Genomic DNA, 23,544 nt, shown 5'->3' with positions numbered 1-23,544 from the left:
CGAGCATTCTTCCATCTGGCGGCTCAACTGATTGCTGCGAGCACCGCTTGCGCGTATTCGGGGCGACACACCACCAGGTCGGGAAGCAGTGGGTCCGCCCGGTTGTAGACCAGCGGTGACCCGTCGATGCGCGAGGTGTGCAGGCCCGCGGCCCGGGCCACCGCCACCGGGGCAGCCGAGTCCCACTCGTACTGTCCGCCGGCGTGCACGTAGACATCGGTGGTGCCCGCCACCACCGAAGCCACCTTCACTCCGGCCGAGCCCATCGGCACCAGCACGCCGTCCAGTTTCTCGCGAACCGCTTCGGCGATCGCGGGCGGACGGCTGCGCGACACCGCGATGCGGGGCGCGCCGGCGTACCCGGGCGGGGCGGGAACCGTCGGGGTGGCCAACGTGCTGCCCCGCGCCGGCAGGGCCACCGCCCCGGCGGACAACTCGCCGGATTGCCACAGCGCCACGTGCACGGCCCAGTCGTCGCGGCCGAGTTCGCTGAACTCCCGGGTGCCGTCCAGCGGGTCGACGATCCACACCCGCTCGGCGGCCAGGCGGACCGGGTTGTCGGCGCCCTCCTCGGACAGCACCGCGTCGTCGGGCCGCTCGCTGGCCAGTGCGGCCATCAGGAAGTCGTGCGAACGCTGGTCGCCGGCGGCTTTGCGCTCCGCTTCTGTCGCGTCGGCCAGTTCCTCACGGACGCGCAGCAGCAGCCGGCCCGCCTCGGCGGCCAGGTGCGCGGCCAGCTGGTGATCGTTCACTTGCGGGCGTCGATCGCCGCGATGACCTGGCGGGCCTGCTCGTCGACACTGTTCTGCGAGCTCAACCGCACGTCGGGATTCCGCGGCCGCTGATACGGGCTGTCGATACCGGTGAAGTGCGTGATCAGTCCCGCGCGCGCTTTCGCGTAGAGCCCCTTGGGGTCACGCTGCTCGCACTCCTCTAGCGAGGTGTCGCAGAACACCTCGACGAAGTCGAACCCGGCGTCGGTATGCACCTGACGGGCCAGCTGGCGATGCTCGATCAGCGGGCTGATCGCCGGCACCAACACGATCTGGCCGGAGTCGGCCAGCAAGGTGGCCACGTGTGCCAGCCGGCGCAGGTTCTCGGCACGGTCGGCCATCGAGAAGCCCAGGTCGGCATTGAGGCCGTGGCGCAGGTTGTCGCCGTCGAGCACGTAAGCCGGCGTTCCCCTTTCGAGCAACAGCTGTTCGACGCGCATCGCCACCGACGACTTGCCCGCGCCGGACAGCCCGGTCAGCCACACGGTGCGGCCCTTGGACAACCGGTCCGTCGCGGTGACCAGCGACTCGTGCCGCACGGTGTTGGGGCTCGCGGTCCGCGGCGACACGTCGCGCAGCACCATCCCGGCGGCCACAGTCCCGTTGGTGGCCTGGTCGATCAGGATGAACGAGCCGGTGGAGTCATTGCGAGTGAACTCGTCGAGCATCAGCGGCACCTGTGAGCGCAGCGAGACGCGGCCGAGCTCGTTGAGCTTCAACGTGTTCGCGTCTTTGTCGCGGTGCAAGGTGTTGACGTCGAGGCGGTAGTCCAGCGCCATCACCTTCACCCGGGTGGTCCGGGTGGTGTGCTTGATGATGTAGTCGTTGCCCGGCTGTAGCGTCGCACCGTCGGCCATCCAACACACCGTGGCGTCGAAGTCCTGGACCACGCGCGGCTGGTTGTTGGTGCGGGCGATCATGTCGCCGCGGGAGATGTCGATGTCGTCGGTGAGGCTCACCGAGACTGCCATCGGCGGAAACGCTTCGGCGACTGTGCCGTTCGGGCCCTCGATCGCGGCGATCCGGCTCGGCTTGCCCGAGGGCAGCACGACGACGTCGTCGCCGGGGCGCAGCACACCGCTGGCCACCGTGCCGGCGTAGCTGCGGTGATCGGCGTGCTCGTGGGTCTGCGGGCGGATCACGTACTGCACTGGGAACCGCACGTCGACCAGGTTGCGGTCACCGGCGATGTAGACCTCTTCGAGGTGCGACAGCAGCGCCGGACCGTCGTAGTAGGGGGTCTTGTCGGACTTGGTCACCACGTTGTCGCCGAGCAGCGCCGAGATCGGGATGGTCGTCACGTCGTGCACGTCCAGGCGGGTGGCGAACGAGTGGAAATCGTCGCGGATCGCCTCGAACTTCTCGGCGTCCCAGTCGATCAGGTCCATCTTGTTGACGGCCAGCACAATGTGGCGAATCCCGAGCAGCGACGCCAGGAAGGTGTGCCGGCGGGACTGCTCCTGCAGCCCGTGCCGCGCGTCGACCAGCACGATCGCCAGTTGCGCGGTCGAGGCACCGGTCACCATGTTTCGGGTGTACTGAATGTGCCCCGGCGTGTCGGCGATGATGAATTTCCGCTTCGGCGTTGCGAAATAGCGGTAGGCGACATCGATGGTGATGCCCTGCTCGCGCTCGGCGCGCAGACCGTCGGTCACCAGTGCCAGGTCGGTGTAATCGTTGCCGCGCTCACGAGAGGTGCGCTCGACCGAGGCCAGCTGGTCCTCCATGACGGCCTTGGAGTCGAACAGCAGCCGTCCGATCAGCGTGGACTTGCCGTCGTCGACCGATCCGGCCGTCGCGATTCGAAGCAGCGTGGTTGCCGCACCCATCAGAAATACCCCTGCCTCTTGCGGTCTTCCATGCCTGCTTCGGAGATCCGGTCGTCGGCGCGAGTCGCGCCGCGCTCGGTCAGCCGCGACACTGCGGTCTCCTCGATCACCTCTTCGACGGTGGCCGCCGTGGACTCCACACAGCCAGTGCAGGTGACGTCGCCGACGGTGCGGAACCGGACCGAGGTCTCGAACACCTCTTCCCCGTCGACCGGGCGCAGGAACTCGTGGTCGGCCAACAGCATTCCGTCGCGCCGGAACACCTTGCGCTGGTGCGCGAAATAGATTGACGGCAGGGCGATTTGCTCGGCGCCGATGTAGGACCAGATGTCGAACTCGGTCCAGTTCGACAGCGGGAACGCCCGGATGTGCTCGCCGGCCCGATGCCGGCCGTTGTAGAGGTTCCACAGCTCGGGCCGTTGGGCCTTGGGGTCCCACTGGCCGAACTCGTCACGGAAGCTGAACACCCGCTCCTTGGCACGAGCCTTCTCCTCGTCGCGGCGGGCCCCGCCGAACGCGGCGTCGAACTTGTTCTCGCGGATGGCCCGCAGCAACGTGACGGTCTGCAGCGGGTTGCGCGACGGCCCGTCGTCCACCACCCGTCCGGCGTCGATGTCGTCTTGCACCGACGCGACCACCAGCCGGACCCCGGTCTGCGCGACGAGCTCGTCGCGCGCGGCGATGACCTCATCGAAGTTGTGGCCGGTATCGACGTGCATCACCGGGAACGGCAGCCGGCCCGGCGCGAACGCCTTGACGGCCAGATGCAGCATGACGATGGAGTCCTTGCCGCCGGAGAACAGCAGCACCGGACGCTCGAACTCCGCCGCCACCTCCCGAATGATGTGGATGGCCTCGGCCTCCAAGGTGCGCAGATGCGTGAGCTGATAGTGCCCAGCCGTGGAGGCCTCGGGGGGCGCAGTGACGTTACTGGTCATGACTTCCTTGCCAGAGATACCCGATAATCTTGGTGAGACTTACCATATTTGTTGGTTATGGCTGGCTATGCAACCAGCCGCACTATGTTGCTGTCAATGTGATCTATGCGCCCCCGCGCCTCCCCCGCGTCTTCTTGGCGCGAGCGTGCGTGTCTGTACGCCGACACGCCGCTCAGGCGCGTACCTCTGCGCACCCTCGTCGGGGATCAGTGACCTCCCACGGAGGGCCCAGGAACAGCAGCTACAACGTGACCTCGTCGAGCTTGCCGGTAGCGACGTCGAAGACGAACCCGCGCAGAGACGTGGTCTGGGTGATGAACGGGCTGGCCTTGATCCGCCGCAGCGACTGTCGGACGTCCTCGACCGGGTCCGGGAACGCCTCCGCCGACCATGTCGGGCGGATGCCGGTCTCTTCCAGGATGGAGCGCTTGAAGTCGTCGTCGGTAAAGGTAAGCATCCCGCAGTCGGTGTGATGGATCAGGATGATCTCCCGGGTGCCCAACAGCCGCTGGCTGATCGCCAGGGAGCGGATGGCGTCCTCGGAGACCACACCCCCGGCGTTGCGGATGGTGTGCGCTTCGCCCTCGTTGAGTCCCAGCACCCGGTACACGTCCAGACGGGCATCCATGCAGGCGAGGACCGCGACGTGCTTGCTCGGCGGCATGGGCAGCGGACCGGTGAAGGTCTTCGCGTATTCGGCGTTGTTCGCCAAGTAGTCATCGGTCACGGTCACGGGTCTTCTCCTCTGTCGCGGTGCAGCGGAGCCTAGTGAACGAACCCGCGGATTTCACGGGTAAAAATCACGCAAAAAATCGCCTCCCGACGACCGCCCGCCCCGCCGCGAGCGTGCGTAGACGTACAGATCTCCCCGGTGTGTCGCGGACAGACACGCACGCTCGCGGTGGCGGGAAAGGGGTGGGGATCCACGGCACCCTCTACCCTTTTGGCCATGACGCGGTTTCTGGCCGGCCGGGCGCTGAACTACCTGGTGCTGCTGGGCCTCGCCTCGTTTCTGACGTTCTGCCTGACCTCGTTGGCCTTCGCGCCGCTGGACAGCCTGATGCAGCGCAACCCGCGTCCGCCGCAGGCCGTGATCGACGCCAAGGCCGCCGAGCTGGGCCTGGACAAGCCGATTCCACTGCGTTACGCGCACTGGGCCTCGCACGCGGTGCGCGGCGACTTCGGCGTCACCGTCACCGGCCAGCCGGTCTCGGGTGAACTGGGCCGGCGCGTCGGGGTCAGCCTGCGGCTGCTGGTCGTCGGTTCGCTGGCCGGCACCGTGATCGGCGTGGTGGCCGGCGCCTGGGGGGCGGTGCGCCAATACCGACTGTCTGACCGGGCCATCACGATGGCCGCGCTGCTGGTGCTTTCCGTACCGACCTTCGTCCTGGCCAATCTGGTAATCCTCAGCGCACTACGGGTGAACTGGGCGCTGGGCGCCCAACTGTTCGACTACACCGGCGAGACCTCGCCCGGGCTGATCACCGGCTTCTGGCCCGCGCTGGCCGATCGGCTACAGCACCTGGTGCTGCCGTCGCTGACCCTGGCGTTGGGCGCGGCCGCCAGCTTCAGCCGCTACCAGCGCAACGCGATGCTCGACGTCCTCGGCCAGGACTTCATCCGCACCGCACGGGCCAAAGGTCTGACCCGCCGCCGCGCACTGTTCAAGCACGGGCTGCGCACCGCGCTGATCCCGATGGCGACGCTGTTCGCCTACGGGGTGGCCGGGCTGGTCACCGGCGCGGTGTTCGTCGAGAAGATCTTCGGCTGGCATGGCATGGGCGAATGGGTGGTGCAGGGCGTGGCGACTCAGGACACCAATATCGTCGCGGCCATCACCGTGTTCTCCGGTGGCGTGGTGCTGCTGGCCGGGCTGCTCTCCGACGTCATCTACGCGATGCTCGACCCGCGGGTGCGCGTGTCATGAGCCGCGCCGCCGACGATGCAGAGCGCAGCGATGAGGAGGAGCGGCGCTCATGAGCACCGAGATCGAGTTCGCCTCGCGGCGCACCCTGGTGCTGCGCCGATTCCTGCGCAGCCGCAGCGCGGTCGGCGCGCTGGCACTGCTGGCGGTGATGTTCGTCGGCTGCTACACCCTGCCCGGCCTGCTGCCCTACTCCTACACCGACCTCGACTACGACGCGCTGCTGGTTCCGCCGGGTGCTCGACATTGGTTGGGCACCAACGCTTTGGGCCAAGACCTGCTGGCACAGATCCTGCGCGGCATGCAGAAATCGATGCTGATCGGGGTGTGCGTGGCGCTGATCTCCACGGTGATCGCCGCGACCGTCGGTGCGATCTCGGGGTATTTCGGCGGATGGCGCGACCGGGTGCTGATGTGGCTGGTTGACCTGCTGCTGGTGGTGCCGGCCTTCATCCTGATCGCGATCATCACCCCACGCACCAAGAACAGCGGCAACATCGCGCTGCTGGTGCTGTTGCTGGCCGGGTTCAGCTGGATGATCAGCGCCCGCATGGTGCGCGGGCTGACCATGAGCCTGCGGGAACGCGAATTCATCCGGGCCGCACGGTATATGGGCGTCTCCAGCCGGCGCATCATCATCGACCACGTGGTGCCCAACGTGGCGTCCATTCTGATCATCGACACCGCGCTCAACGTCGCGGTGGCGATCCTGGCCGAAACCGGTTTGAGCTACCTGGGTTTCGGCATCCAGCCGCCCGACGTCTCACTGGGCACCCTGATCGCCGACGGCACCGCCTCGGCCATCACCTTCCCGTGGGTCTTCCTGTTCCCAGCCGGGGTGTTGATCACGATCCTGGTCTGCGCCAACCTCGCCGGGGATGGCCTGCGTGACGCCCTGGACCCCGACGCCGCGACGCTGCGGAGCCGCTGATGAGCACCCTGCTGGAAGTCTCCGACCTGGCCGTGACGTTCGGCGCCGGCCGCGACGCCGTGCGCGCGGTGCGCGGCGTCAGCTACCACGTGGACGCCGGCGAAGTGGTGGCGATGGTCGGCGAATCAGGCTCGGGCAAATCCGCGGCCGCGATGGCCGTCATGGGGCTGCTGCCCGAATATGCGCAGGTGTCCGGTTCGGTGCGACTGCAGGGCACCCAGCTGATCGGGCTGGGCGACACCGCCCTGTCGAAGTTCCGCGGCGCCTCGATCGGGATGGTGTTCCAGGATCCGATGTCGGCGCTGACGCCGGTGTACACCGTGGGCGATCAGATCGCCGAGGCCATCGAGGTGCACCAGCCGAAGGTGGGCCGCGCCGCGGCGCGCCGACGCGCCGTTGAGCTGCTGGAGCTGGTCGGGATCAACAGGCCCGAGCAGCGGGCGCGGGCGTTTCCGCACGAGTTGTCCGGCGGGGAGCGCCAGCGGGTGGTGATCGCCATCGCGATCGCCTGCGACCCGGATCTGCTCATCTGCGACGAGCCCACCACCGCGCTCGACGTCACCGTGCAGGCCCAGATCCTCGAAGTCCTCAAGACCGCGCGGGACGTCACGGGCGCCGGGGTGCTGATCATCACACACGACCTGGGGGTGGTCGCCGAATTCGCCGACCGGGCCCTGGTGATGTACGCCGGCCGGGTGGTCGAAGCCGCACCGGTAGAGGCCTTGTACTCCGACCGGCGGATGCCCTACACGGTCGGCCTGTTGGGTTCGGTTCCCCGCCTGGACGCCCCGCAGGGCACCCGGCTGGTGCCGATCCCGGGCGCACCACCGGCATTGACGGCCGGGGTCGACGCGGGGTGTCCCTTCGCGCCGCGCTGCCCGCTGGCCGCCGACGACTGCCTGGTGGCTGAGCCGAATCTGCTCAGCGTCGGGGAGAGCCATTCCGCGGCCTGCATTCACACCGACCAGGTCGTCGGGCGCAGCGCGGCCGACATCTATGGCGTGCGCACCGAAGTGGCGGCTGCCGTGACGGCGGAATCCCCCACCGTGCTGCGGGTGCGCGACCTGGTCAAGACCTACCCACTGACCAAGGGCGTGCTGCGCCGGCGCGCCGGTGAGGTGCGCGCCGTCTCTCGTGTGAGCTTCGAGTTGCAGCAGGGCCGCACGCTGGGCATCGTCGGCGAATCCGGATCGGGCAAATCGACCACGTTGCACCAGATCCTGGAGCTCACCGCGCCGCAGTCCGGGTCGATCGAAGTGCTCGGCACCGATGTCTCCGCGTTGAAGCGCGACGGCCGTCGCGCCCTGCGGCGTGACCTGCAGGTGGTGTTCCAGGACCCGGTCGCTTCACTGGATCCCCGACTGCCGGTGTTCGAACTGCTAGCAGAACCCCTGCGCGCCAACGGCTCCGACAAGGCCGCCATCCATGCCCGGGTCGCCGAACTGCTGGAGCTGGTGGGGCTGCGCCGCGGCGACGCGCTGCGCTATCCCTCGGAGTTCTCCGGCGGGCAGAAGCAGCGGATCGGCATCGCCCGGGCCCTGGCGTTGCAGCCGAAGATCCTCGCACTGGATGAGCCGGTGTCCGCGCTCGACGTGTCGATTCAGGCCGGCATCATCAACCTGCTGCTGGACCTGCAGCAGCAACTCGGACTGTCCTACCTGTTTGTGTCGCATGACCTTTCGGTGGTCAAGCACCTGGCGCACCGGGTCGCGGTGATGTACGCCGGAGCGATCGTCGAACAGGGCGAGGCCGATCAGGTGTTCCGCGATCCCCAACACGACTACACCCGGCGCCTGCTGGCCGCGGTCCCGCAACCGGTGGTGGGCTCATGATCCCGACGTTGACTCTGCGCTCACGGCGACGTTGTGCGAGAAGAGGCCGCCCTGGACGCAGAGTCAACGGGGTGGTGGCGACGCTGGTGGCATTGGGCCTGGCGCTGAACGGGTGCGCGGCAGTCGATATCACCGCGCCCGAGGGCACCGCCGCGGTCGGCACTGCCAGCGACATCAACCCGCAGGACCCGGCGAAGCTGCGGGAGGGCGGCAACCTGCGACTGTCGATGACCCAGTTCCCGCCGAACTTCAACCCGCTGCACATCGACGGCAACCTGGCCGAGAACGCCGCCATGCTCAAGGCCACCATGCCGCGGGCATTCACCATCGGACCGGACGGCTCGGCGACGGTGGACACCGACTACTTCACCAGTGTGGAGCTGACCGGCACCAACCCCCAGGTGGTCACCTACACCATCAACCCGAAAGCCGTGTGGAGCGACGGGACGCCGCTCACCTGGAAGGACATCGCCAGCCAGATCCATGCCACCAGCGGCGCCGACAGCGGGTACGCGATCGCGACCACCAACGGTGCTGAGCGGGTCGCCTCGGTGACCCGCGGCGTCGACGACCGGCAGGCCGTGATGCGCTTCGCCAAGCCCTACGCGGAGTGGCGAGGCATGTTCGCCGGCAACTCGATGCTGTTGCCGGCCAGCATGACCGGCGACCCGCAGACCTTCAACAAGGCTCAGCTGAGCAAGCCGGGCCCCTCGGCCGGACCGTTCGTACTGTCGACGCTGGACCGCACCAGTCAGCGGATCACCTTGACCCGCAACCCCGCCTGGTGGGGCCGGACCCCGAAGCTGGACACCATCACCTACCTGGTGCTCGACGAGGCCGCCCGGATGCCGGCGCTGCAGAACCACACCATCGACGCCACCGGAGTGGCCACCCTGGATCAGTTGACGATCGCGCGCCGCACCGAGGGCATCGCGATCCGGCGGGCGCCGACTCCGGCCTGGAACCACTTCACCTTCAATGGGGCACCCGGCGCCATCTTGTCCGACAAGGCGCTGCGGCTGGCGGTCATGCGCGGCATCGACCGGTCCACCATCGCCAAGGTCACCCAGCGCGGCCTGACCGCCGACCCGGTGCCGCTGAACAACCACATCTACGTCGCCGGCCAGGAGGGCTACCAGGACAACAGCGCGGTCGTGGCCTACGACCCCGAGCGTGCCGCACGCGAACTCGATGAGCTCGGCTGGACGCTGCACGGCAAGTTTCGGGAGAAGAACGGTCGCCCCCTGGTGATCCGCCACCTGTTCTACGACGCATCGAGCACGCGGCAGTTCGCCCAAGTGGCCCAGCACAACCTGGCCCAGATCGGGGTCAAGCTGCAGTTGGACGCCAAGGCCGGTGGCGGATTCTTCACCGACTACGTCAACGTCGGCGACTTCGACATCGCCCAATTCAGTTGGGTCGGTGACGCCTTCCCGTTGGCCGGGCTCAACCAGATCTCCGCCTCCTACGGGGAGGCCAACTTCGGCAAGATCGGCAGCCCCGCCATCGACGCCAAGATCGAGGAGACGCTGGAGGCGCTCGATCCGGCGGTGGCTCGGGCCCGGGCCAACGAGGTCGACAGCCTGCTGTGGGCCGAGGGATTCAGCCTGCCGCTGATTCAGACCACCGGCAATGTGGCGGTGCGCAGTTCACTGGCGAACTTCGGGGCGCCGGGGCTGGCGGATCTGGACTACACCGTGATCGGATTTCTGAAGGACTGATGACCGGGCATCAAGTAGTGATAGTCGGTGCTGGCCCGACCGGGCTGATGCTGGCGGGCGAACTGGCATTGGCCGGGGTCGACGTCGTGATCGTCGAGCGACGCGACGGCCACGACCTGATCGGGTCGCGGGCAGGCGGCATCACCCCGCGCACCATCGAGATCCTCGACCAGCGCGGAATCGTCGACCGCTTCCTGGCGCAGGGACGCATCGGCCAAATCTGCCACTTCGCGTGGATCATGTTGGACATCACCGATTTGCCGACCCGACACAACTACACCGTCGGGCTGCCGCAATACCGCTTCGAGCGCACCCTCGCCGACTGGGTGACCGAGTTGGGTGTGCGGATCTATCACGGCCGCGACGTGATCGGCTTCTCCCAGGACGACTCCGGCGTGGACGTCGAACTCTCCGACGGCACAACGCTGCGCGCCGCCTATCTGGTCGGGTGCGACGGTGGGCGCAGCCAGATCCGCAAGATGGCCGGAATCGCGTTTCCCGGTTGGGACCCGACGGCGATCTGCCTGATCACCGAGGGCGATCTGGCCGACGAGCCGCCTTGGGGCCTGCACCGCGACGAGGTCGGAATCCACTCGTTCTTCCGCCTCGAGACCGACGGGCCGGTGCGGGTAATGGTCACCGCGCCGGAGCTGGCGTCCAATGAGGATCCGACGCCCGATGACGTCAGCCGGGCCCTGATCTCGCGGCGCGGCACCGATTACGGATTGCATAACGTCCGCTGGGTCCGCCGGTTCACCGATGTGACCCGGCAGGCCGAACGCTATCGGGACCGGCGGGTGTTACTGGCCGGCGATGCCGCCCATGTGCATTCGCCGGCAGGCGGGCAGGGCCTCAACACCGGCGTTCAAGACGCGGTGAACCTCGGTTGGAAGCTGGCTCAGGTGCTTGCCGGGACCTCCCCCGAGAGCTTGCTGGACAGCTACCACGCCGAGCGTCATCCGGTCGGCGCCCGCGTACTGCACAACACCATGGCCCAGAACACGCTGCTGGAGCCCGGCCCGCGGGTGGACGCCTTGCGGGACACCCTCGCCGAACTGCTCAGCCTCGACGAGCCGCGCCGGCGGATCGCGGCGATGATGTGCGGCTTGGACATTCACTACGATCTCGGCGGCGGTCATCCGCTGGTGGGTCGACGGATGCCTGATCTGGAGGTGTCGACGCCGGCCGGCAGCGTGGGAGTCTTCACGCTGCTCCACGAGGGGCGCGGTGCCCTGCTGAACTTCGGCGCCCCTTGGGATTTCGACATCAGCCCGTGGGCTGACCGGGTCGCGACGCTCGACGCCGACTACGACGGCCCGTGGGAACTGCCGGTTCTGGGTGCTGTGGCGGCACCCGATGCCGTGCTGGTCCGGCCGGATGGTCATGTCGCGTGGGTCGGCGACGGGTCAGCCGCCGGATTGGGCGACGCCTTGACCACCTGGTTCGGCGCCCGTTAACACCCGGGATCAGGCGGTCAGGTCGATGCGGTGGGCATCGATGACGCTGCGATAGCGATCCGGGTCGCAGGTCAACACGATCACCTGGCCGTTCGAGCCGACCGCGTCGAACACCGAGCCCATCTTCTCCAGCCGGTCCGGGTCGGTGAAGCCGAGCGCGTCGTCGATCACCACCGGAACACTGTCCTCCTTGGCCACCAGCGCCGCCCCGGCCAGCCGGGTCAGGATGCCCAGCTGTTCCTTGGCGCCGCCGGACAGCGACTCGTAGGGCACGGTGCGACCACCGAGGGTGCGGGCGCAGATCTTCAGGTCGGTGTCAACGTCGACTTCGAAGTCGACGCCGAACACGTGAGCGCCCAGCCGCTGAATCTCGGCACGGAACGGCTCGACGTAGCGCCGGCGGGTGTCGTCGCGGTGGCGAATCATCGTCGACCGCAGCAGCGCCGCGGCGCGTGCCCGGCGCCCGATCCGATCATGTTCGGCCGCAGCGTATTCCCGCGCGGTCTGCGCGGCGTCGAGCTGACCCCGCCGACCCTGGGTGCCGAACACGGCGAGCTCGACCTCCACCTCGTGCAGCGCGCGGGAGGTCTCGGCGTGCCGGGCCTGCAATTCCTGCGTCGCGGCCTGCGCTGCGGCGAGTTCAGCATCGATCGCCTCGGGGGCGGCGGCGCCCAGCTGTTCGGACAGCTCGGTCACCCGCTGCTCGGCGGTGCGCAACGCCTGCGTATTGGAGTCGACGGTAGCCGCCAGCTCGTCATCGCTGACCGTTGCTCGCTGCGCGGCGAGTCGCTGGTGGACCGCCTCCAACTCACCGCGCTGCGCCGCAACCTTCTCGCGCAGCAGCGTCAGCCGTGTGGCAGCATCCGCGCGACGGGCCGCAGTCTCCTGAGCGGCGCGGCGCAGGGCTTCGCAGTCGGAGGCGGCCTGCTCCCGCAGTGCCTCCGTCTTGTCACGGTCGGCGCGGGCCTGCTCCGGTGTGATCCCGGTAGGGATCTCGCCATGCTCGTCGCACAGTCGTGTCAGCCGCGCCCGCAACGCCTCGATCTCCTCGTCACCGCGCAGCGCGGCCAGCGCGGCGGCCAACTGGTCGCGGCGGCCCTGCAGTTCCCGGCGCCGCTGGTCGGCGTGGCGCGCCTGCGTCAGATCAGGCACGCCGGCCGCCGCCAGGGCATCGGCGAGTTCAGCCTGTGCCGCAGCATGTTTGACGCTGGCCTCACGCGCGCTGTCGCCCGGGCGGACAAGCACACGCAGCAGGCCGGGCAGGTCGACCTCGATGCCGTCGGTGACGGTGGCCGACCAGCTCTGGCCGCCGGGCAGTGCCGTGGGTTCGCCGGCGATCGTCAGATCGATGTCGGCGACCGCGGTCAGTTCCAGGGTCGCCGAGATCGCGGCCAGCGACGCCTCGCTCCGGTCGCAGGCCGACGACGCCTCTTCGATCCGGCGCAGGATCGGTTCGGTCACAACGATCTGCGCCAGTTCAGCCGCCACAAAGGCGAGCTGGCCTTCGGTGGCGTCAAGCCGGGCGAGCCGGTCAGCGAGCCGGTCTGCCTCCTCGCGAGCGGCGAGTTGATCGACCACGCGGCGGGCCGATGCGGCGCGCTCGGTGGCGGCGACCACGGCTTGGGCGGCGTCGGCCGCGGCGGCGGCGGCCGCGGCGGCTTCGGTATCAGCGGTGGCCTGTGCCTGGGCCGCAGCGTCGATCTCGGTGTCCAGCAAGCTGATCGCGGCCGCCCGGGATTCGAGTTCGTCACGCTGCCGGTGCCGCTCGGCTTGGGCGCTGTCGGTCGCGGCACCGGTGGCTTTGGCCGCGGTGGCCACCAACTGTGCATCGCGAAGCTGGCCGCGTAACTCGGCGATCGCGGCGCCAGCGGCCTGCGCCGCGCTGCGCCGGGCGTCCGCGGCGGCCTGCTCGTCGGTCAACCTCGCCAATTGTTCGGACAGCTCGGTGTGCCGGTGCACGCGATCGTCGACTTCGGCGAGCATCTCGGCGCACCGCGCTACCTCGGCGTCGGCGTCGGCGAGCGCGGCAATGGCACGGGACCACTCGCCGGTGGGACGCCCGGTCCCGGTGAAGTAGCGCGCGTATTCGGTATCAATGCGCTCGATGAGCACGGGCTCGGTTCCGCTGAGGGTGGCGGTGTCGCCGGCGGCGACGTCCAACGCGCGCGACAGCGCATCGCACCCGGACAGGTCCACCGCCGCCGTTGATGACGCCTGCAGCACCCGCTGGGCCTGCCAGAGGCCGGTGTCCATGGTCTGCTCCAGCATGGCACGGACTCGGTCGTGTGCCTCGTCGCCGGTGAGCTGCTCGCGGCGCGGCTCCAGGATCGTCAATTGCGTCCGGGGCGCCTTGTGGAAGCGCTTGTGATACACGAAACGGTAAGGGCCGGTGCTGATTTCCGCGGTGACCTCAGCACCGACGTCAGCGTAGGTGGGCTTGACCTGTTTGACGTCCTTCTTGGCGGAGCGGTCCTTGGATTCCAGCAACAGGTCCAGCGCCTCGATCATCGAGGATTTGCCGATCTCGTTGGCGCCGGACACCACCACCACGCCGTGGTCGGGAAAGTCGATCACGCGGTGCGTCACACCGCGGTAGTTGGTCAGAACCAGCCGGTGCAGTCTCATGCCACTCCCCGATCGACCAGGCGCAGCAGCAGCGCCAGCGCGGCGTGAGCGTCGTCGGCGGCACTGGTGTCACCACCGCGCGCGGCGGCGACCAGCTCCTCGACCGCGTCGGCGGCGAAACCACCGACACCGAGGTCGGAGAACTCGCCGTCGGCGGGAACCACCACCAGGTGGGTATGGCGTTTCCAGGTGCCCACCCAGGCGAACAGCCGCGAATACCGGTCCAGGCAGACATCGAGGGCGGCCCGGTCGGTGACGCTGAGCGAACCCGTCAGTGCCAGCTGCACCACCGTGCGTTCCTTATCCGGCAGCTGATCGAGATTGATGTCCAGGTCGGTGACGTCACGGCCGGTGTCGAGCTGGCGGTGCAGCGTTAGGAAACGCCATCGGCCGATGTGGCGAGAGTCCACGCTCACCGCACCGTCGGCCTCGTCGATGTCGACCACCAGCACGTGGCCGGGATCGGATTCGATGTCGTCGAAGTTGGTGGTTTCCGGCGAACCGGAGTACCAGATGCGGCCGGTGTCCCCGACCTGGGTGCGAGAGTGCTTGTCCCCCAGGGCGACGTAGTGGATCGCGCCGCGGGCCAGGGCGTCCTGCAGGCCGGCCAGCCGAATCAGCGCCGGGTTGCCGGGGTCGGGGTCGAGCACGTCGACGCCGCCGTGAGCAACCAGGATCCGGATGGTGCCGTCGGCAGGCAGGCCGTCCAGTGCGGCCGCGGCCAGGTCGGTGGTGGGGCGCTTGGAGCGCCACGGCGCTGCGACGATCTCGAGGCCGGGGCGCACCCGGTGCACGCCGGCGGTGTCGAGCACGACCACGTTAGCCGGGCATTCGGCGGCGAACAACGCGCTGGTGTACACCGACGCCGCGTCGAGCGGATCGTGGTTTCCCGGTAGCAGGTAGACCGGGATCCCGATGGTGCGCATGGCCTCCAGGGACTGACTGATGACCTCGGGGGCGAGCTGGTTGTCTTCGAACACATCCCCGGCGACGACGACGAACTCCGCGCCCGTTTCCTTCGCCAGCGCCCCCAGCCCGGCCACCGCGTCACGCCGGGCCGCCGAGTAACGCGGCTGGGCGTCGCCGGCCAGGAAGTGCCGGGTCATGCCGAGCTGCCAATCGGCGGTGTGCACGAATCGCATGTCGGTCTCGTCCCTTTCCGCCGGGCCGGCGGCCGGGCATCGCGAGTGTATGGCCGGTCACCGACAACCCCGCGGACCTCGATCGGCAGGTCCGCAAGCCCGGACCGCGGGTCGTTCTCCTGCGTCACATCCGGCACTTCCGTACCACCGGGACCACCGTGGGATCGTTGCGAATCGGATAGCGCGGGCGGTATCGACCACCCCTACCCTGGAGCGGGTGAGCACCCATCGCACCCTGATTCTGCTGCGGCACGCCAAGTCGGACTACCCGGCCGGGGCAGCCGACCACGAGCGTCCGTTGGCTGCGCGCGGGATCCGGGAGGCCGGGCTGGCCGGGGACTGGCTGCGCGCCCACGCGCCGGCCCTCGATGCGGTGCTGTGTTCGACCGCCACCCGTACCCGGCAGACCTACGCGCGGACCGCACTGGCCGCACCGGTGCGCTACGTCGACGATCTCTACGACGCGGCACCCGGAACGGTGATCGCGACGATCAACACCGTCGCTGACGATGTCGAGACGCTGCTGGTGATCGGTCACGAGCCGGCGATGTCGCACGTCGCATTGGGCTTGGCAGGCCCCGGCACCGATGCGGCCGTAGCCCAACGGATCTCGGAGAAGTATCCGACGTCGGGGATCGCCGTCCTCCACGTCGCCGGCAGCTGGGCAGACGTGGAACTTGGATCGGCCGCGCTGGTGAACTTTCACGTCCCGCGGTAAGCCACCGATTCACGAAACCGGCTGACTGGAGCTCGATGTCGCGTTAGCATCGGCTGATGGCGGGCATTGTATGAGCCATCCCCGATGTAGCGACTGCGAACTTGATCCTGACGAATACCATTCGTGGCAAAACTATTTGGCAACCTCACTGCAAATGACCGCGGTGCTTGATCAACGGTTGAACGATGTCCACGAACTCTCACTGATCGAGGTGGATATGCTCGCCGCTCTGGGCGAATCCCCCACCGGCCGAATTCAAATGGGCGACCTTCCCAAGTCACTGCCGTCGCTTCCGAGCCGGTTCACCAGGCATGTCCGCCGGCTCGAAGACCGTGGCCTGCTGCAGCGGAGCGCAGACCCCCGCGATCGTCGCCGGATAGTGCTGACCATTACCACCAAAGGCCGAAAGGTTGTGGAGCAAGCCATGCGTACCTACGCAGAGTCGGTGCGGACCCACTTCATCGGCCCGCTGAGCCGCCCGCAGGTATCGGAGATCGCCGAGACCTGCGAGCAGATCAATGCTCCCCTGAAGCGCTCCTAGCGAACGCTATCCAGATCTCCATCCGGATTGCATTGCGCCGCAATACCGACCGCGGTCGCCGAGCCCGTGATGGACCCGGCGACCGCGGCTGACCCCTCGGCTCACGTGCCCGGTTGCCCGTCGGCGCCCGTAGCCCCAGTGCCACCTGGCGTACCACCAGGGCTGCCCGCACCGCCACCGGCGCCACCCGTCCCGCCGGTTCCCGGAGTTCCCGGCGTCCCGGCCTTACCGGTACCAGTGGGGACACCACTGTTCCCGGCGTTGCCGCCGGTCCCACCGACGCCACCGTCGCCGCCGTTGCCGCCGGTCCCGTCGGTGCCGCTGACGCTGGTGCCGCCAGCACCACCGGCGCCGCCGACACCGCCAGTGCCACCCGCCGCACCGTTGCCGCCGTCGAGGCCGTTGCCGTTGTCATCGACGCGGCCGTTACCGCCGGCGCCTCCGGTCCCGCCCATTCCGCCGGTCCCGCCCTTGCCGCCGGCCCCGCCGTCACCGGCCTGGGCGGTGCCACCGGCCCCGCCGATGCCACCGGTGCCACCGGTGTATCCGACTGTCCCGTCGCCACCGGCCTCCTCCGGGAAGCTACTGCCGATGTTGCCGCTGCCGCCCTTTCCGCCGGCACCACCGTTGCCGCCATTACCGGCGTCCACACTGCCGGCCGCGTTGCCGCCGGCACCGCCGGCACCGCCGTCGCCGGGGGTGTTGTACTGGGCCATCCCACCGGCGCCACCGTTGCCGCCGTTACCGGCGTGGCTGGTCAGGCCGAGGGTGTTAGTGGGCATCGCCACACCGCCGCTGTTGCCGCCCGCTCCGCCGGCGCCGCCGTCGCCGCCGACACCGGTGACATTGGCACCGAGCCCGGTAGTGGCCGTGCCACCAGCACCACCGTTGCCGCCGTTGCCGCCGCTCGCGCTGCCGTTACCGCCGGCACCACCGTTGCCGCCGGCCAGGCCATCTTTGCCCGTAACCGCGCCACCACCGGCACCGCCGTTGCCACCGTTGCCGCCGACGCCGACGGTCCCGTTCGCGGTGGGGCCGTTGCCGCCGGCGCCACCATTGCCTCCGAGTCCGCCGCTTTGGCCGTAGCTGCCGTTGCTGCCGCCGGCGCCGCCGGCACCGCCGTTGCCGCCCTTACCGAAGACGGTCCCGGCCGCGAACTGGTCGCCGTTGACGTCCTTCCAACCGGACGCGGCGCCGCCCGCGCCGCCGTTACCCCCGTCGCCGGCGCCGCTGGAGCTACCGCCGTTGCCGCCGTTGCCGCCGGCGTAGGAGCCGGTGCCGCCGTTACCGCCGTTGCCGCTGACGCCGCCGAAGTTGGCGGTGCCGCCGTTGCCGCCGGCACCGCCGGTGGCCTTGATGCTTTGGTCGGCTGCGCCGTTGCCGCCGTTTCCGCCGTTTCCAGCGTGACCGTTGACACCGTTGGTGTTGGCCAGACCCGTACCGCCGCCGTCACCGCCCCGCCCGCCGTTGCCGGCCAGGCCGCTGCCCCCGTTACCGCCGTTGCCGCCGTTGCCGCTACTGGCGGTGCCGGCCACAGGTCCGCCACCGGCGGAGCCTCCGCCACCGCCGTCACCGCCGCGACCACCGTTGATGCCGTCGCCGCCGGCGCCGCCGTTCCCGCCGTGACCGCCGCTGACCCCGTCGTAGGGGTTGCCGCCAACCGTCCCCGCCCCGTAGCCGCCGGATCCTCCCTGGCCGCCGTCGCCGAGGTAGTCGCCGGTGACCGGATCCTTGTAGCCGTCGCCGCCGGCGGCGCCGTTCCCGCCGACGCCGACCGCTCCGGTATTGCCCGCGTGTCCGTACAGCGCGGAGCCGTAGACGCCGGTGGAGGCCCGCGCTCCGGCCTCGCCGCTGAAGCCACCGGCACCACCACTGCCGCCGTTGCCGCCAGTGAGATGCTCGGCGTTCCCGGCAGCGCCGGCGCCACCGTTGCCCGCGGCACCGGCATTGCCACCATTGCCACCGCTGCCGAACATGTACCCGCTGCGGCCACCGGCGCCACCGTTACCGGCGCTGCCGCCGGTACCGCCCGCACCGGGATTGGTTGCCGCAGTCCAGGATCCGGCCGCACCGTCGACCCCGTTGCCACCGACTCCGCCGACGCCGCCATTGCCGAAGAACCACGCCGCGGAGAAACCACCGTCGCCACCGTCGCCACCGGCGCCGCCCGCGCCGATACCGGCTCCACCAGCGCCACCAGCACCGCCGTTACCCATGAAGATTCCGCCGGCCCCACCGTCGCCACCGTCGCCAGAACCGAACCCGTCACCGCCAGCGCCGCCGTTGCCGATCCAGCCAATGGCATTCCCGCCGTTGCCGCCGTCGACACCGGGGGTGTCACTGTCCCAGCCCGCGCCACCGTCTCCGAACCACAGGCCGCCCGCGCCGCCATCGGGGTTCTCCGCGGTCCCTGCCGCGCCGTCGCCGATCAGGTAGACCCCGGCTATGTCGTTGATCCAGCCGTTGACCATGGAGCCCAAGTCACTGTTGATCCACAACTCCAGGCCGGTGTGCAGCGGAGTGTAGAACCACTGGTCGATGATGCTGGCCATGTCGAAGGCGCCGCCGGCGGCAACGCCGGGCTCCAGAGCCGCCGACACACCGTCGGAGCCGGTGAGCCAGTCCAGACCGTTGGCCCACCAATCGCCGCCGCCATCGGCCGGTGATGGGTCGAAGAACAAGTCGAACAGACTGTCCAGCCCGAAGTCGTCGGCCTGGGCGGCCGGCGCACTGACCATCGGCGCCATCCCGAATGCCAGGAACACACCCACCGCGCTGCCGGCACCGATCATTCGCTTACCGCGACGGCCACTTCGGCTGCTGCTGTGCTGAGTCATGTGCGAACACCTCTCCTGTGTGAAAGCAGTGCTATCGAGTAGTTGGGTCTGGGATCGAGTCACGGAGTCGAATCAGCTGAAGAGCCCGAAGAAGTCGCCCAGCCAATCGGTGGACAGGCTCGACCCCGGGTCGGTGTCGCTGATGTCGGGGGCTGGCGCGTCGGGAATTTCGGGTAGGTCGATCCCGGCTCCGGGCGGAGTGACCACGACGGGTCCCTTGCCGTCCCAGCCGGAGCCAAGCAGCGCACCGATCGTCTGGTCCCAGGCCAACCAGGCCCCGATCGGACCGATCGCCTGGCTGGCGATGCTCAGACTGCCGAGCAGGGGCACGCCACCCAGGTCGAGGCCGATGCTGTTGAAGATCGACCCACCCACTGCAGGAACAGAATCGACGACCTGCCCACCGGTACCCAGCACCTCGTAGGGACCGACGGCCACAGATCCCGGGGTGAACAACCCACCGAACGCGATGTCGAGGTGTTCCATGCTCAGCCCCGGCGGGAAGAATCCAGCGTGGTTGATCAGCGGCAGCAATGAATCCAGACTCAGTGTCGCGCCGTTGAAGAACGCTCCGGACATGTTCGCCAGAGTGTCGGTGAAACTATCGTTCGCTTCGATGCTGTTGATCAGCGCCACCCACGGGCTGATGCCCGGGCCGATCATGCCCATGATCATCCCGCTCAGGGGCGACGACAGGAAGTTGACGATCGGTGTCACCATCGCGGGATCGATACCGGCCGGCAGGAACTGCGGCAGCAGCTGTACCAGCCCGATATGGCCAAGTAAGTCGGTTACGCCGTCTCCACTGCTGAGCATGTGGTTATGCACGGTCGCAATGGTTTCGGCGGACGCGCCCCCCAGTGAGTAGCCGGTCAGTACCTTCTCCAGGTTGTCCTGCATCTGCGCCATGACGCTGTTGAGGTTTGTCGGGTCGTCGAACACCTGCTGCCAGAAGTCGCCCTGGTTGGCCAGGAACTGCTGGAAGCTGACGTTCGGCGCCAGGTAGTAGTTCTGCAGAAGCCGGGACACGTTGTCCGAGGTTTCGTTCCACACGTCCTGCCAGGTCCCGAGCAGGCTGCCCACGATGCCGCCGTCGGCGGTCAGCGCCACATCCCGGACGACGGAGACTTCTGCCACCGGGGTGGCCACCGGGGTGACCGCGACCAAGCCGCTCCCGACCATCGCGATGCCGGCGGTGACGTAGGGGCGAAGAGTTTGCTGCACGACCGTCTCCTTATGTTGTGCTCCGCATATCGCGTGAGCCCGACACATCTCGACGGTCGCCCTGCCCGGCAACTGCCGACATGAACAAGGCGAAAGCTACTCTGCATAAACTTGTGATGTCCAGCAAAAAGTAAAAATTTCCTGATTTCATTTTCTATAGTTAGGTGACCGCAATCACATAAATCCCCTAAAATTGCAGCTCGACAGGCATATTCGTTTCTGTGCGGCTAATAATTCCAAGGAATGCCCGCATGAGAGAAGCTACCCGCAAGTAACCCATATCCTGAGGTCGCGAGGGAATTGAGCCCCGTGCCGCCCCGAAGGCGACATCCAACCAGAAGCCCGGTCTAGCTGGCCTTATACACTTAGAACGTCACACGATCCAAGTACGCGCTGAGAAAATGGACGCTGGTTCACATGTCGAACCTTCGAGAATGCTGACCAGGTCGGCACAGCGCTTCACGTTGCCCCACCTCCGCCGCACACGAGCCGCCGCCCTTCGGGAACGTTAGCTGACGTCAGCCGCCTGTGCCGTTCGGCCGAGCCCTACTGCTTAGCGGATTGCCGTGGGGGTCGTGAATTCCCCAGAAACCACGACCCCCATCGCAATGCCATCGACCACGGAGCAGGCCTCAGATCATCGCCCGCAACGCCGGTGCCGGCTCCACCCCCATGACCGTCAGGGCACTGGAGTGATAGACCGTCCCCGGGGTCTGGATGGCGTGCCCCAGTCCGACGTGGGCGTCGCGCCAGAACCGCTGCAGCGGGTTGTTCCGGCGCGCGGCGTTGCCTCCAGAGCGGGCGAAGATCGCGTCGGCGGCGGCGACAGCCCGCCAGGCGCAGCGAATCTGGTTGCGCCGCACCAGCGATCGATCCTCGAAGCTAATGTCCTTACCGGCGTCGGCGAGGTCGTACATTCTGCTGATGCCGTCCAGAAGTTGCACCCGTGAGGCGGCTATCTCCGCGGCCGCTTCGGAGATGGCGTACAGCACGTACGGGTCGTCCTTGATCTTGGTGCCGGTAGCTGCCACGCGGTCGCGCTGGTAGTCCAGATGCGCTGCCAGGGCGCCCTCGGTGATCCCGATGAGCGCGGCGGTGATCCCCAGCGGGAACATCGTCCAGAACGGCAGTTTGTAGACCGTCTCAGTGCGCCCGGCCGCCTCGGCGGCGCTGACACCGGAGGCGACGTGCTCGAAGTCGATGGTGCGGTAGTCCGGGATGAAGGCGCCGTCGACGATGATGTCCTTGCTGCCGGTGCCCGACAGGCCAATGACGTCCCAGGAGTCCTCGACAATGGTGTAGTCAGTCCGCGGCAGCACGACATGCAGCACCTTCGGGGGTCCGTCGACGCCACCGACGCGCGCCCCGAGGAAGATCCAGCTGCAATGGTCGGTGCCCGAGGAGAAGTTCCACCGACCGGTCAATCGGTAGCCGCCCTCGACGGGGGTCGCAACACCCTGTGCGGCGTAGGGGGACGCGATCCAGGTGTCGGGATCGTCGGCCCAGATTTCGGCTTGCAGCCGGCGGTCCATCAGGGCCATCTCCCAAGGGTGCACTCCCCCAACGCCACACACCCAGCCGGTGGAGCCGCAGTGCTTGGCCACCGCCATGACCGCCTCAGCGAAGTCTCGCGGGTGGGCGGCGTAACCGCCGAAATCTGCCGGCTGCAACATCCGCATCACGCCGGCTTGGCGGATCAGGGCCACTGACTCCTCGGAAAGCTTGCCGAGCCGTTCACTGTCGTCGGCAGTGCCGGCCAGTTTGGCGGCGATCTGCTCGACACGCTCGACAACTTCATGCGCCATGACCGGCACCTCCTGATCTTGCGGAGCCCACGGCGGGCCCCGTTGGTGTCAGTACCGTAACCCCAATTTGTCCAAATGGTCAATCCATATGGTCAATCCATTTGTGCAAACGGTTCTAGCCTGACTAGCCTGCCTTCATGGGCAACCGTGAGGATCTACTGGAGGGCGCCAAGCGCTGCCTCGTGGAACGGGGATGGGCCAACACGACGGTGCGTGACATCGCCGCGGCGGCCGGTGTGAGCCATGCCGCCATCGGCTATCACTTCGGCAGCCGCGAACGCCTTCTGGTGCAGGCCCTCTTCGAAGAGCTCGACGAGCTCGACGCCCGCATGTCTCCCGACGGGCAATCGACCACAGCGGTGGAGCGATGGCAGGCGGTGCTGGAGTCCTTCACCACCGACAAGGCGCTGTGGACATCGCATCTGGAAGCGATCGTGCAAGCCCAACGCAACGACGAACTGCGCGCGCGCCTCGCAGAAGGCCAACAACGTGCGCGTGCCGAACTGGGCGGCTCGGTCGCGCTGGCAGTGGTGCTGGGCATGATGATCCAGTCACTGATCGACCCCGACAGCGCACCGACAGCGACGCAGGCGGTAGCCGAGCTGCGTGAGCTGGCCGGCGGAGGGCACACCCCACAGTGACTTAGAGCGCGGCCACCAGCTTCAAGCCCGTCGCCCCGAGCGCCGCGCGAGCTCGCCGGCCGACGCTTCGTCCTGGCAGCTCTGCAGTGCGCGATTGATCCGACCACAGCTCTCCGCCATTGATGCGATCTGCGGACGGGTCAGCGCCCCAAAGAAGTGACTCCGGACCGAAGCGGAATACGTGATCATCGCTCGCTCCACACTCGTTCTCCCGAAGCTGGTAATGGTCGCCAGCACGCGCCGACGGTCAGATGGACTCACCGTCCGCTCCACCAAGCCCTGGTCTTCGAGGCGACGGATCTGTCTGGTCAGCCGACTCGGCGTGGACGCTAACGCACCGGCAAGCACACCCATCTGAACGCCGCCGGCCGGGGAGCTGTCCAAGTGAGCCAGCAGCTGCACATCGATGAGCGACAACTGGTGCGCATCATCCAATTGGCGGTTGAGCATCATCGTCACACGTAGGACGGCATTCAGATAGTTGTCCCACGACTTCCGCTCGGCGAAATCCAGATCGGGTGCGCCACCCCCAACACGTCTAGGCACGATTCCGCCCATGCCCTTGTCCCCCTTCGATTCGTTCATGACCGCGCCACCGCGCTGGAC

General features: G+C 68.1%; 18 protein-coding genes. 8 read left to right on the top strand and 10 right to left on the bottom strand.

Translation table 11 applies throughout. The features are described 5' to 3' along the window. Window positions 1-23 precede the first annotated feature (23 nt). From ACKY0X_RS06510 to ACKY0X_RS06495, 4 genes are all read right to left on the bottom strand, one after another. Window positions 24-752 carry a 3'(2'),5'-bisphosphate nucleotidase CysQ gene (locus ACKY0X_RS06510; protein WP_409428782.1) on the bottom strand — a complete coding sequence of 243 codons (729 nt, stop codon included), beginning with the start codon at window positions 750-752 and terminating at the stop codon, window positions 24-26. Beyond that, a complete protein-coding gene (gene cysC / locus ACKY0X_RS06505) occupies window positions 749-2,602 on the bottom strand; it encodes an adenylyl-sulfate kinase (protein WP_409428781.1) in 1,854 nt (617 codons plus the stop codon). Before cysC ends, ACKY0X_RS06510 begins: the two co-directional genes overlap by 4 nt. Next, window positions 2,602-3,540, bottom strand: coding sequence for a sulfate adenylyltransferase subunit CysD (cysD, locus tag ACKY0X_RS06500; RefSeq protein WP_409428780.1), 939 nt, complete (start codon window positions 3,538-3,540; stop codon window positions 2,602-2,604). The genes cysC and cysD overlap by 1 nt, the downstream gene beginning before the upstream one ends. A 241-nt stretch (window positions 3,541-3,781) precedes the next feature. Then, window positions 3,782-4,273: a beta-class carbonic anhydrase gene (locus ACKY0X_RS06495; protein WP_409428779.1), complete on the bottom strand. Its 492-nt coding sequence runs from the start codon at window positions 4,271-4,273 to the stop codon at window positions 3,782-3,784. 216 nt (window positions 4,274-4,489) lie between these two features. On the opposite strand from ACKY0X_RS06495, the gene ACKY0X_RS06490 reads away from it, so the two are divergent. From ACKY0X_RS06490 to ACKY0X_RS06470, 5 genes are read left to right on the top strand one after another with little or no spacing between them, the layout of a single operon-like run. Continuing rightward, window positions 4,490-5,467, top strand: a complete 978-nt coding sequence (locus ACKY0X_RS06490) for an ABC transporter permease (RefSeq protein WP_409428778.1) — start codon at window positions 4,490-4,492, stop codon at window positions 5,465-5,467. Between the two features lie 49 nt (window positions 5,468-5,516). Further along, window positions 5,517-6,395, top strand: coding sequence for an ABC transporter permease (locus ACKY0X_RS06485; RefSeq protein ID WP_409428777.1), 879 nt, complete (start codon window positions 5,517-5,519; stop codon window positions 6,393-6,395). Next, window positions 6,395-8,227, top strand: a complete 1,833-nt coding sequence (locus ACKY0X_RS06480; protein ID WP_409428776.1) for a dipeptide ABC transporter ATP-binding protein — start codon at window positions 6,395-6,397, stop codon at window positions 8,225-8,227. Before ACKY0X_RS06485 ends, ACKY0X_RS06480 begins: the two co-directional genes overlap by 1 nt. Next, complete coding sequence (locus ACKY0X_RS06475; RefSeq protein WP_409428775.1) at window positions 8,224-9,948, top strand: ABC transporter family substrate-binding protein; 1,725 nt, start codon at window positions 8,224-8,226, stop codon at window positions 9,946-9,948. Before ACKY0X_RS06480 ends, ACKY0X_RS06475 begins: the two co-directional genes overlap by 4 nt. Further along, entirely contained in the window at window positions 9,948-11,405 is a 1,458-nt protein-coding gene (locus ACKY0X_RS06470) for an FAD-dependent monooxygenase (RefSeq protein ID WP_409428774.1), read from the top strand. Before ACKY0X_RS06475 ends, ACKY0X_RS06470 begins: the two co-directional genes overlap by 1 nt. A 9-nt stretch (window positions 11,406-11,414) precedes the next feature. Here ACKY0X_RS06470 and ACKY0X_RS06465 read toward each other — a convergent pair whose 3' ends face one another. Both ACKY0X_RS06465 and ACKY0X_RS06460 read right to left on the bottom strand, forming a co-directional pair. After that, a complete protein-coding gene (locus tag ACKY0X_RS06465; protein ID WP_409428773.1) occupies window positions 11,415-14,030 on the bottom strand; it encodes an AAA family ATPase in 2,616 nt (871 codons plus the stop codon). Further along, window positions 14,027-15,172, bottom strand: a complete 1,146-nt coding sequence (locus ACKY0X_RS06460; RefSeq protein WP_409428772.1) for an exonuclease SbcCD subunit D — start codon at window positions 15,170-15,172, stop codon at window positions 14,027-14,029. The genes ACKY0X_RS06465 and ACKY0X_RS06460 overlap by 4 nt, the downstream gene beginning before the upstream one ends. A 217-nt stretch (window positions 15,173-15,389) precedes the next feature. Here ACKY0X_RS06460 and ACKY0X_RS06455 point away from each other — a divergent pair, with 217 nt between their 5' ends. Both ACKY0X_RS06455 and ACKY0X_RS06450 read left to right on the top strand, forming a co-directional pair. Then, the gene (locus ACKY0X_RS06455; RefSeq protein WP_409428771.1) at window positions 15,390-15,890 is read left to right on the top strand and encodes a SixA phosphatase family protein; all 501 of its coding nucleotides are present in this window, start codon (window positions 15,390-15,392) and stop codon (window positions 15,888-15,890) included. A gap of 154 nt (window positions 15,891-16,044) precedes the next feature. Next, window positions 16,045-16,431 carry a MarR family winged helix-turn-helix transcriptional regulator gene (locus tag ACKY0X_RS06450; protein ID WP_409428770.1) on the top strand — a complete coding sequence of 129 codons (387 nt, stop codon included), beginning with the start codon at window positions 16,045-16,047 and terminating at the stop codon, window positions 16,429-16,431. A gap of 101 nt (window positions 16,432-16,532) precedes the next feature. Here ACKY0X_RS06450 and ACKY0X_RS06445 read toward each other — a convergent pair whose 3' ends face one another. The 3 genes from ACKY0X_RS06445 to ACKY0X_RS06435 all read right to left on the bottom strand — a co-directional run bounded on the left by ACKY0X_RS06445 (window position 16,533) and on the right by ACKY0X_RS06435 (window position 22,297). Further along, window positions 16,533-19,268, bottom strand: coding sequence for a PGRS repeat-containing protein (locus ACKY0X_RS06445; protein WP_409428769.1), 2,736 nt, complete (start codon window positions 19,266-19,268; stop codon window positions 16,533-16,535). Window positions 19,269-19,340: 72 nt separating this feature from the next. Continuing rightward, window positions 19,341-20,492 (bottom strand): outer membrane porin GjpA, encoded by a 1,152-nt coding sequence (gjpA, locus tag ACKY0X_RS06440; RefSeq protein ID WP_409428768.1) that lies wholly within the window; start codon window positions 20,490-20,492, stop codon window positions 19,341-19,343. Between the two features lie 632 nt (window positions 20,493-21,124). Next, window positions 21,125-22,297 carry an acyl-CoA dehydrogenase family protein gene (locus ACKY0X_RS06435; protein WP_409428767.1) on the bottom strand — a complete coding sequence of 391 codons (1,173 nt, stop codon included), beginning with the start codon at window positions 22,295-22,297 and terminating at the stop codon, window positions 21,125-21,127. A gap of 137 nt (window positions 22,298-22,434) precedes the next feature. Here ACKY0X_RS06435 and ACKY0X_RS06430 point away from each other — a divergent pair, with 137 nt between their 5' ends. Beyond that, on the top strand, window positions 22,435-22,938 hold the full coding sequence (locus ACKY0X_RS06430; RefSeq protein WP_409428766.1) for a TetR/AcrR family transcriptional regulator: 504 nt from the start codon (window positions 22,435-22,437) through the stop codon (window positions 22,936-22,938). A gap of 21 nt (window positions 22,939-22,959) precedes the next feature. Here ACKY0X_RS06430 and ACKY0X_RS06425 read toward each other — a convergent pair whose 3' ends face one another. Next, a complete protein-coding gene (locus ACKY0X_RS06425; RefSeq protein WP_409428765.1) occupies window positions 22,960-23,523 on the bottom strand; it encodes a MarR family winged helix-turn-helix transcriptional regulator in 564 nt (187 codons plus the stop codon). Window positions 23,524-23,544 lie beyond the last annotated feature (21 nt).

This window comes from Mycobacterium sp. SMC-11, from assembly GCF_046250095.1.
Taxonomy (GTDB): domain Bacteria; phylum Actinomycetota; class Actinomycetes; order Mycobacteriales; family Mycobacteriaceae; genus Mycobacterium; species Mycobacterium heraklionense_A.
This window is presented reverse-complemented; position numbering and strand designations above follow the sequence as displayed.

Coding starts and splice junctions, on each gene's coding strand:
- cysC (WP_409428781.1), bottom strand. CDS start 2,602: ATGGGTGCGGCAACCACGCTGCTTCGAATCGCGACGGCCGGATCGGTC.
- cysD (WP_409428780.1), bottom strand. CDS start 3,540: ATGACCAGTAACGTCACTGCGCCCCCCGAGGCCTCCACGGCTGGGCAC.
- ACKY0X_RS06490 (WP_409428778.1), top strand. CDS start 4,490: ATGACGCGGTTTCTGGCCGGCCGGGCGCTGAACTACCTGGTGCTGCTG.
- ACKY0X_RS06485 (WP_409428777.1), top strand. CDS start 5,517: ATGAGCACCGAGATCGAGTTCGCCTCGCGGCGCACCCTGGTGCTGCGC.
- ACKY0X_RS06480 (WP_409428776.1), top strand. CDS start 6,395: ATGAGCACCCTGCTGGAAGTCTCCGACCTGGCCGTGACGTTCGGCGCC.
- ACKY0X_RS06475 (WP_409428775.1), top strand. CDS start 8,224: ATGATCCCGACGTTGACTCTGCGCTCACGGCGACGTTGTGCGAGAAGA.
- ACKY0X_RS06470 (WP_409428774.1), top strand. CDS start 9,948: ATGACCGGGCATCAAGTAGTGATAGTCGGTGCTGGCCCGACCGGGCTG.
- ACKY0X_RS06465 (WP_409428773.1), bottom strand. CDS start 14,030: ATGAGACTGCACCGGCTGGTTCTGACCAACTACCGCGGTGTGACGCAC.
- ACKY0X_RS06460 (WP_409428772.1), bottom strand. CDS start 15,172: ATGCGATTCGTGCACACCGCCGATTGGCAGCTCGGCATGACCCGGCAC.
- ACKY0X_RS06450 (WP_409428770.1), top strand. CDS start 16,045: ATGACCGCGGTGCTTGATCAACGGTTGAACGATGTCCACGAACTCTCA.
- ACKY0X_RS06445 (WP_409428769.1), bottom strand. CDS start 19,268: ATGACTCAGCACAGCAGCAGCCGAAGTGGCCGTCGCGGTAAGCGAATG.
- ACKY0X_RS06435 (WP_409428767.1), bottom strand. CDS start 22,297: ATGGCGCATGAAGTTGTCGAGCGTGTCGAGCAGATCGCCGCCAAACTG.
- ACKY0X_RS06430 (WP_409428766.1), top strand. CDS start 22,435: ATGGGCAACCGTGAGGATCTACTGGAGGGCGCCAAGCGCTGCCTCGTG.
- ACKY0X_RS06425 (WP_409428765.1), bottom strand. CDS start 23,523: ATGAACGAATCGAAGGGGGACAAGGGCATGGGCGGAATCGTGCCTAGA.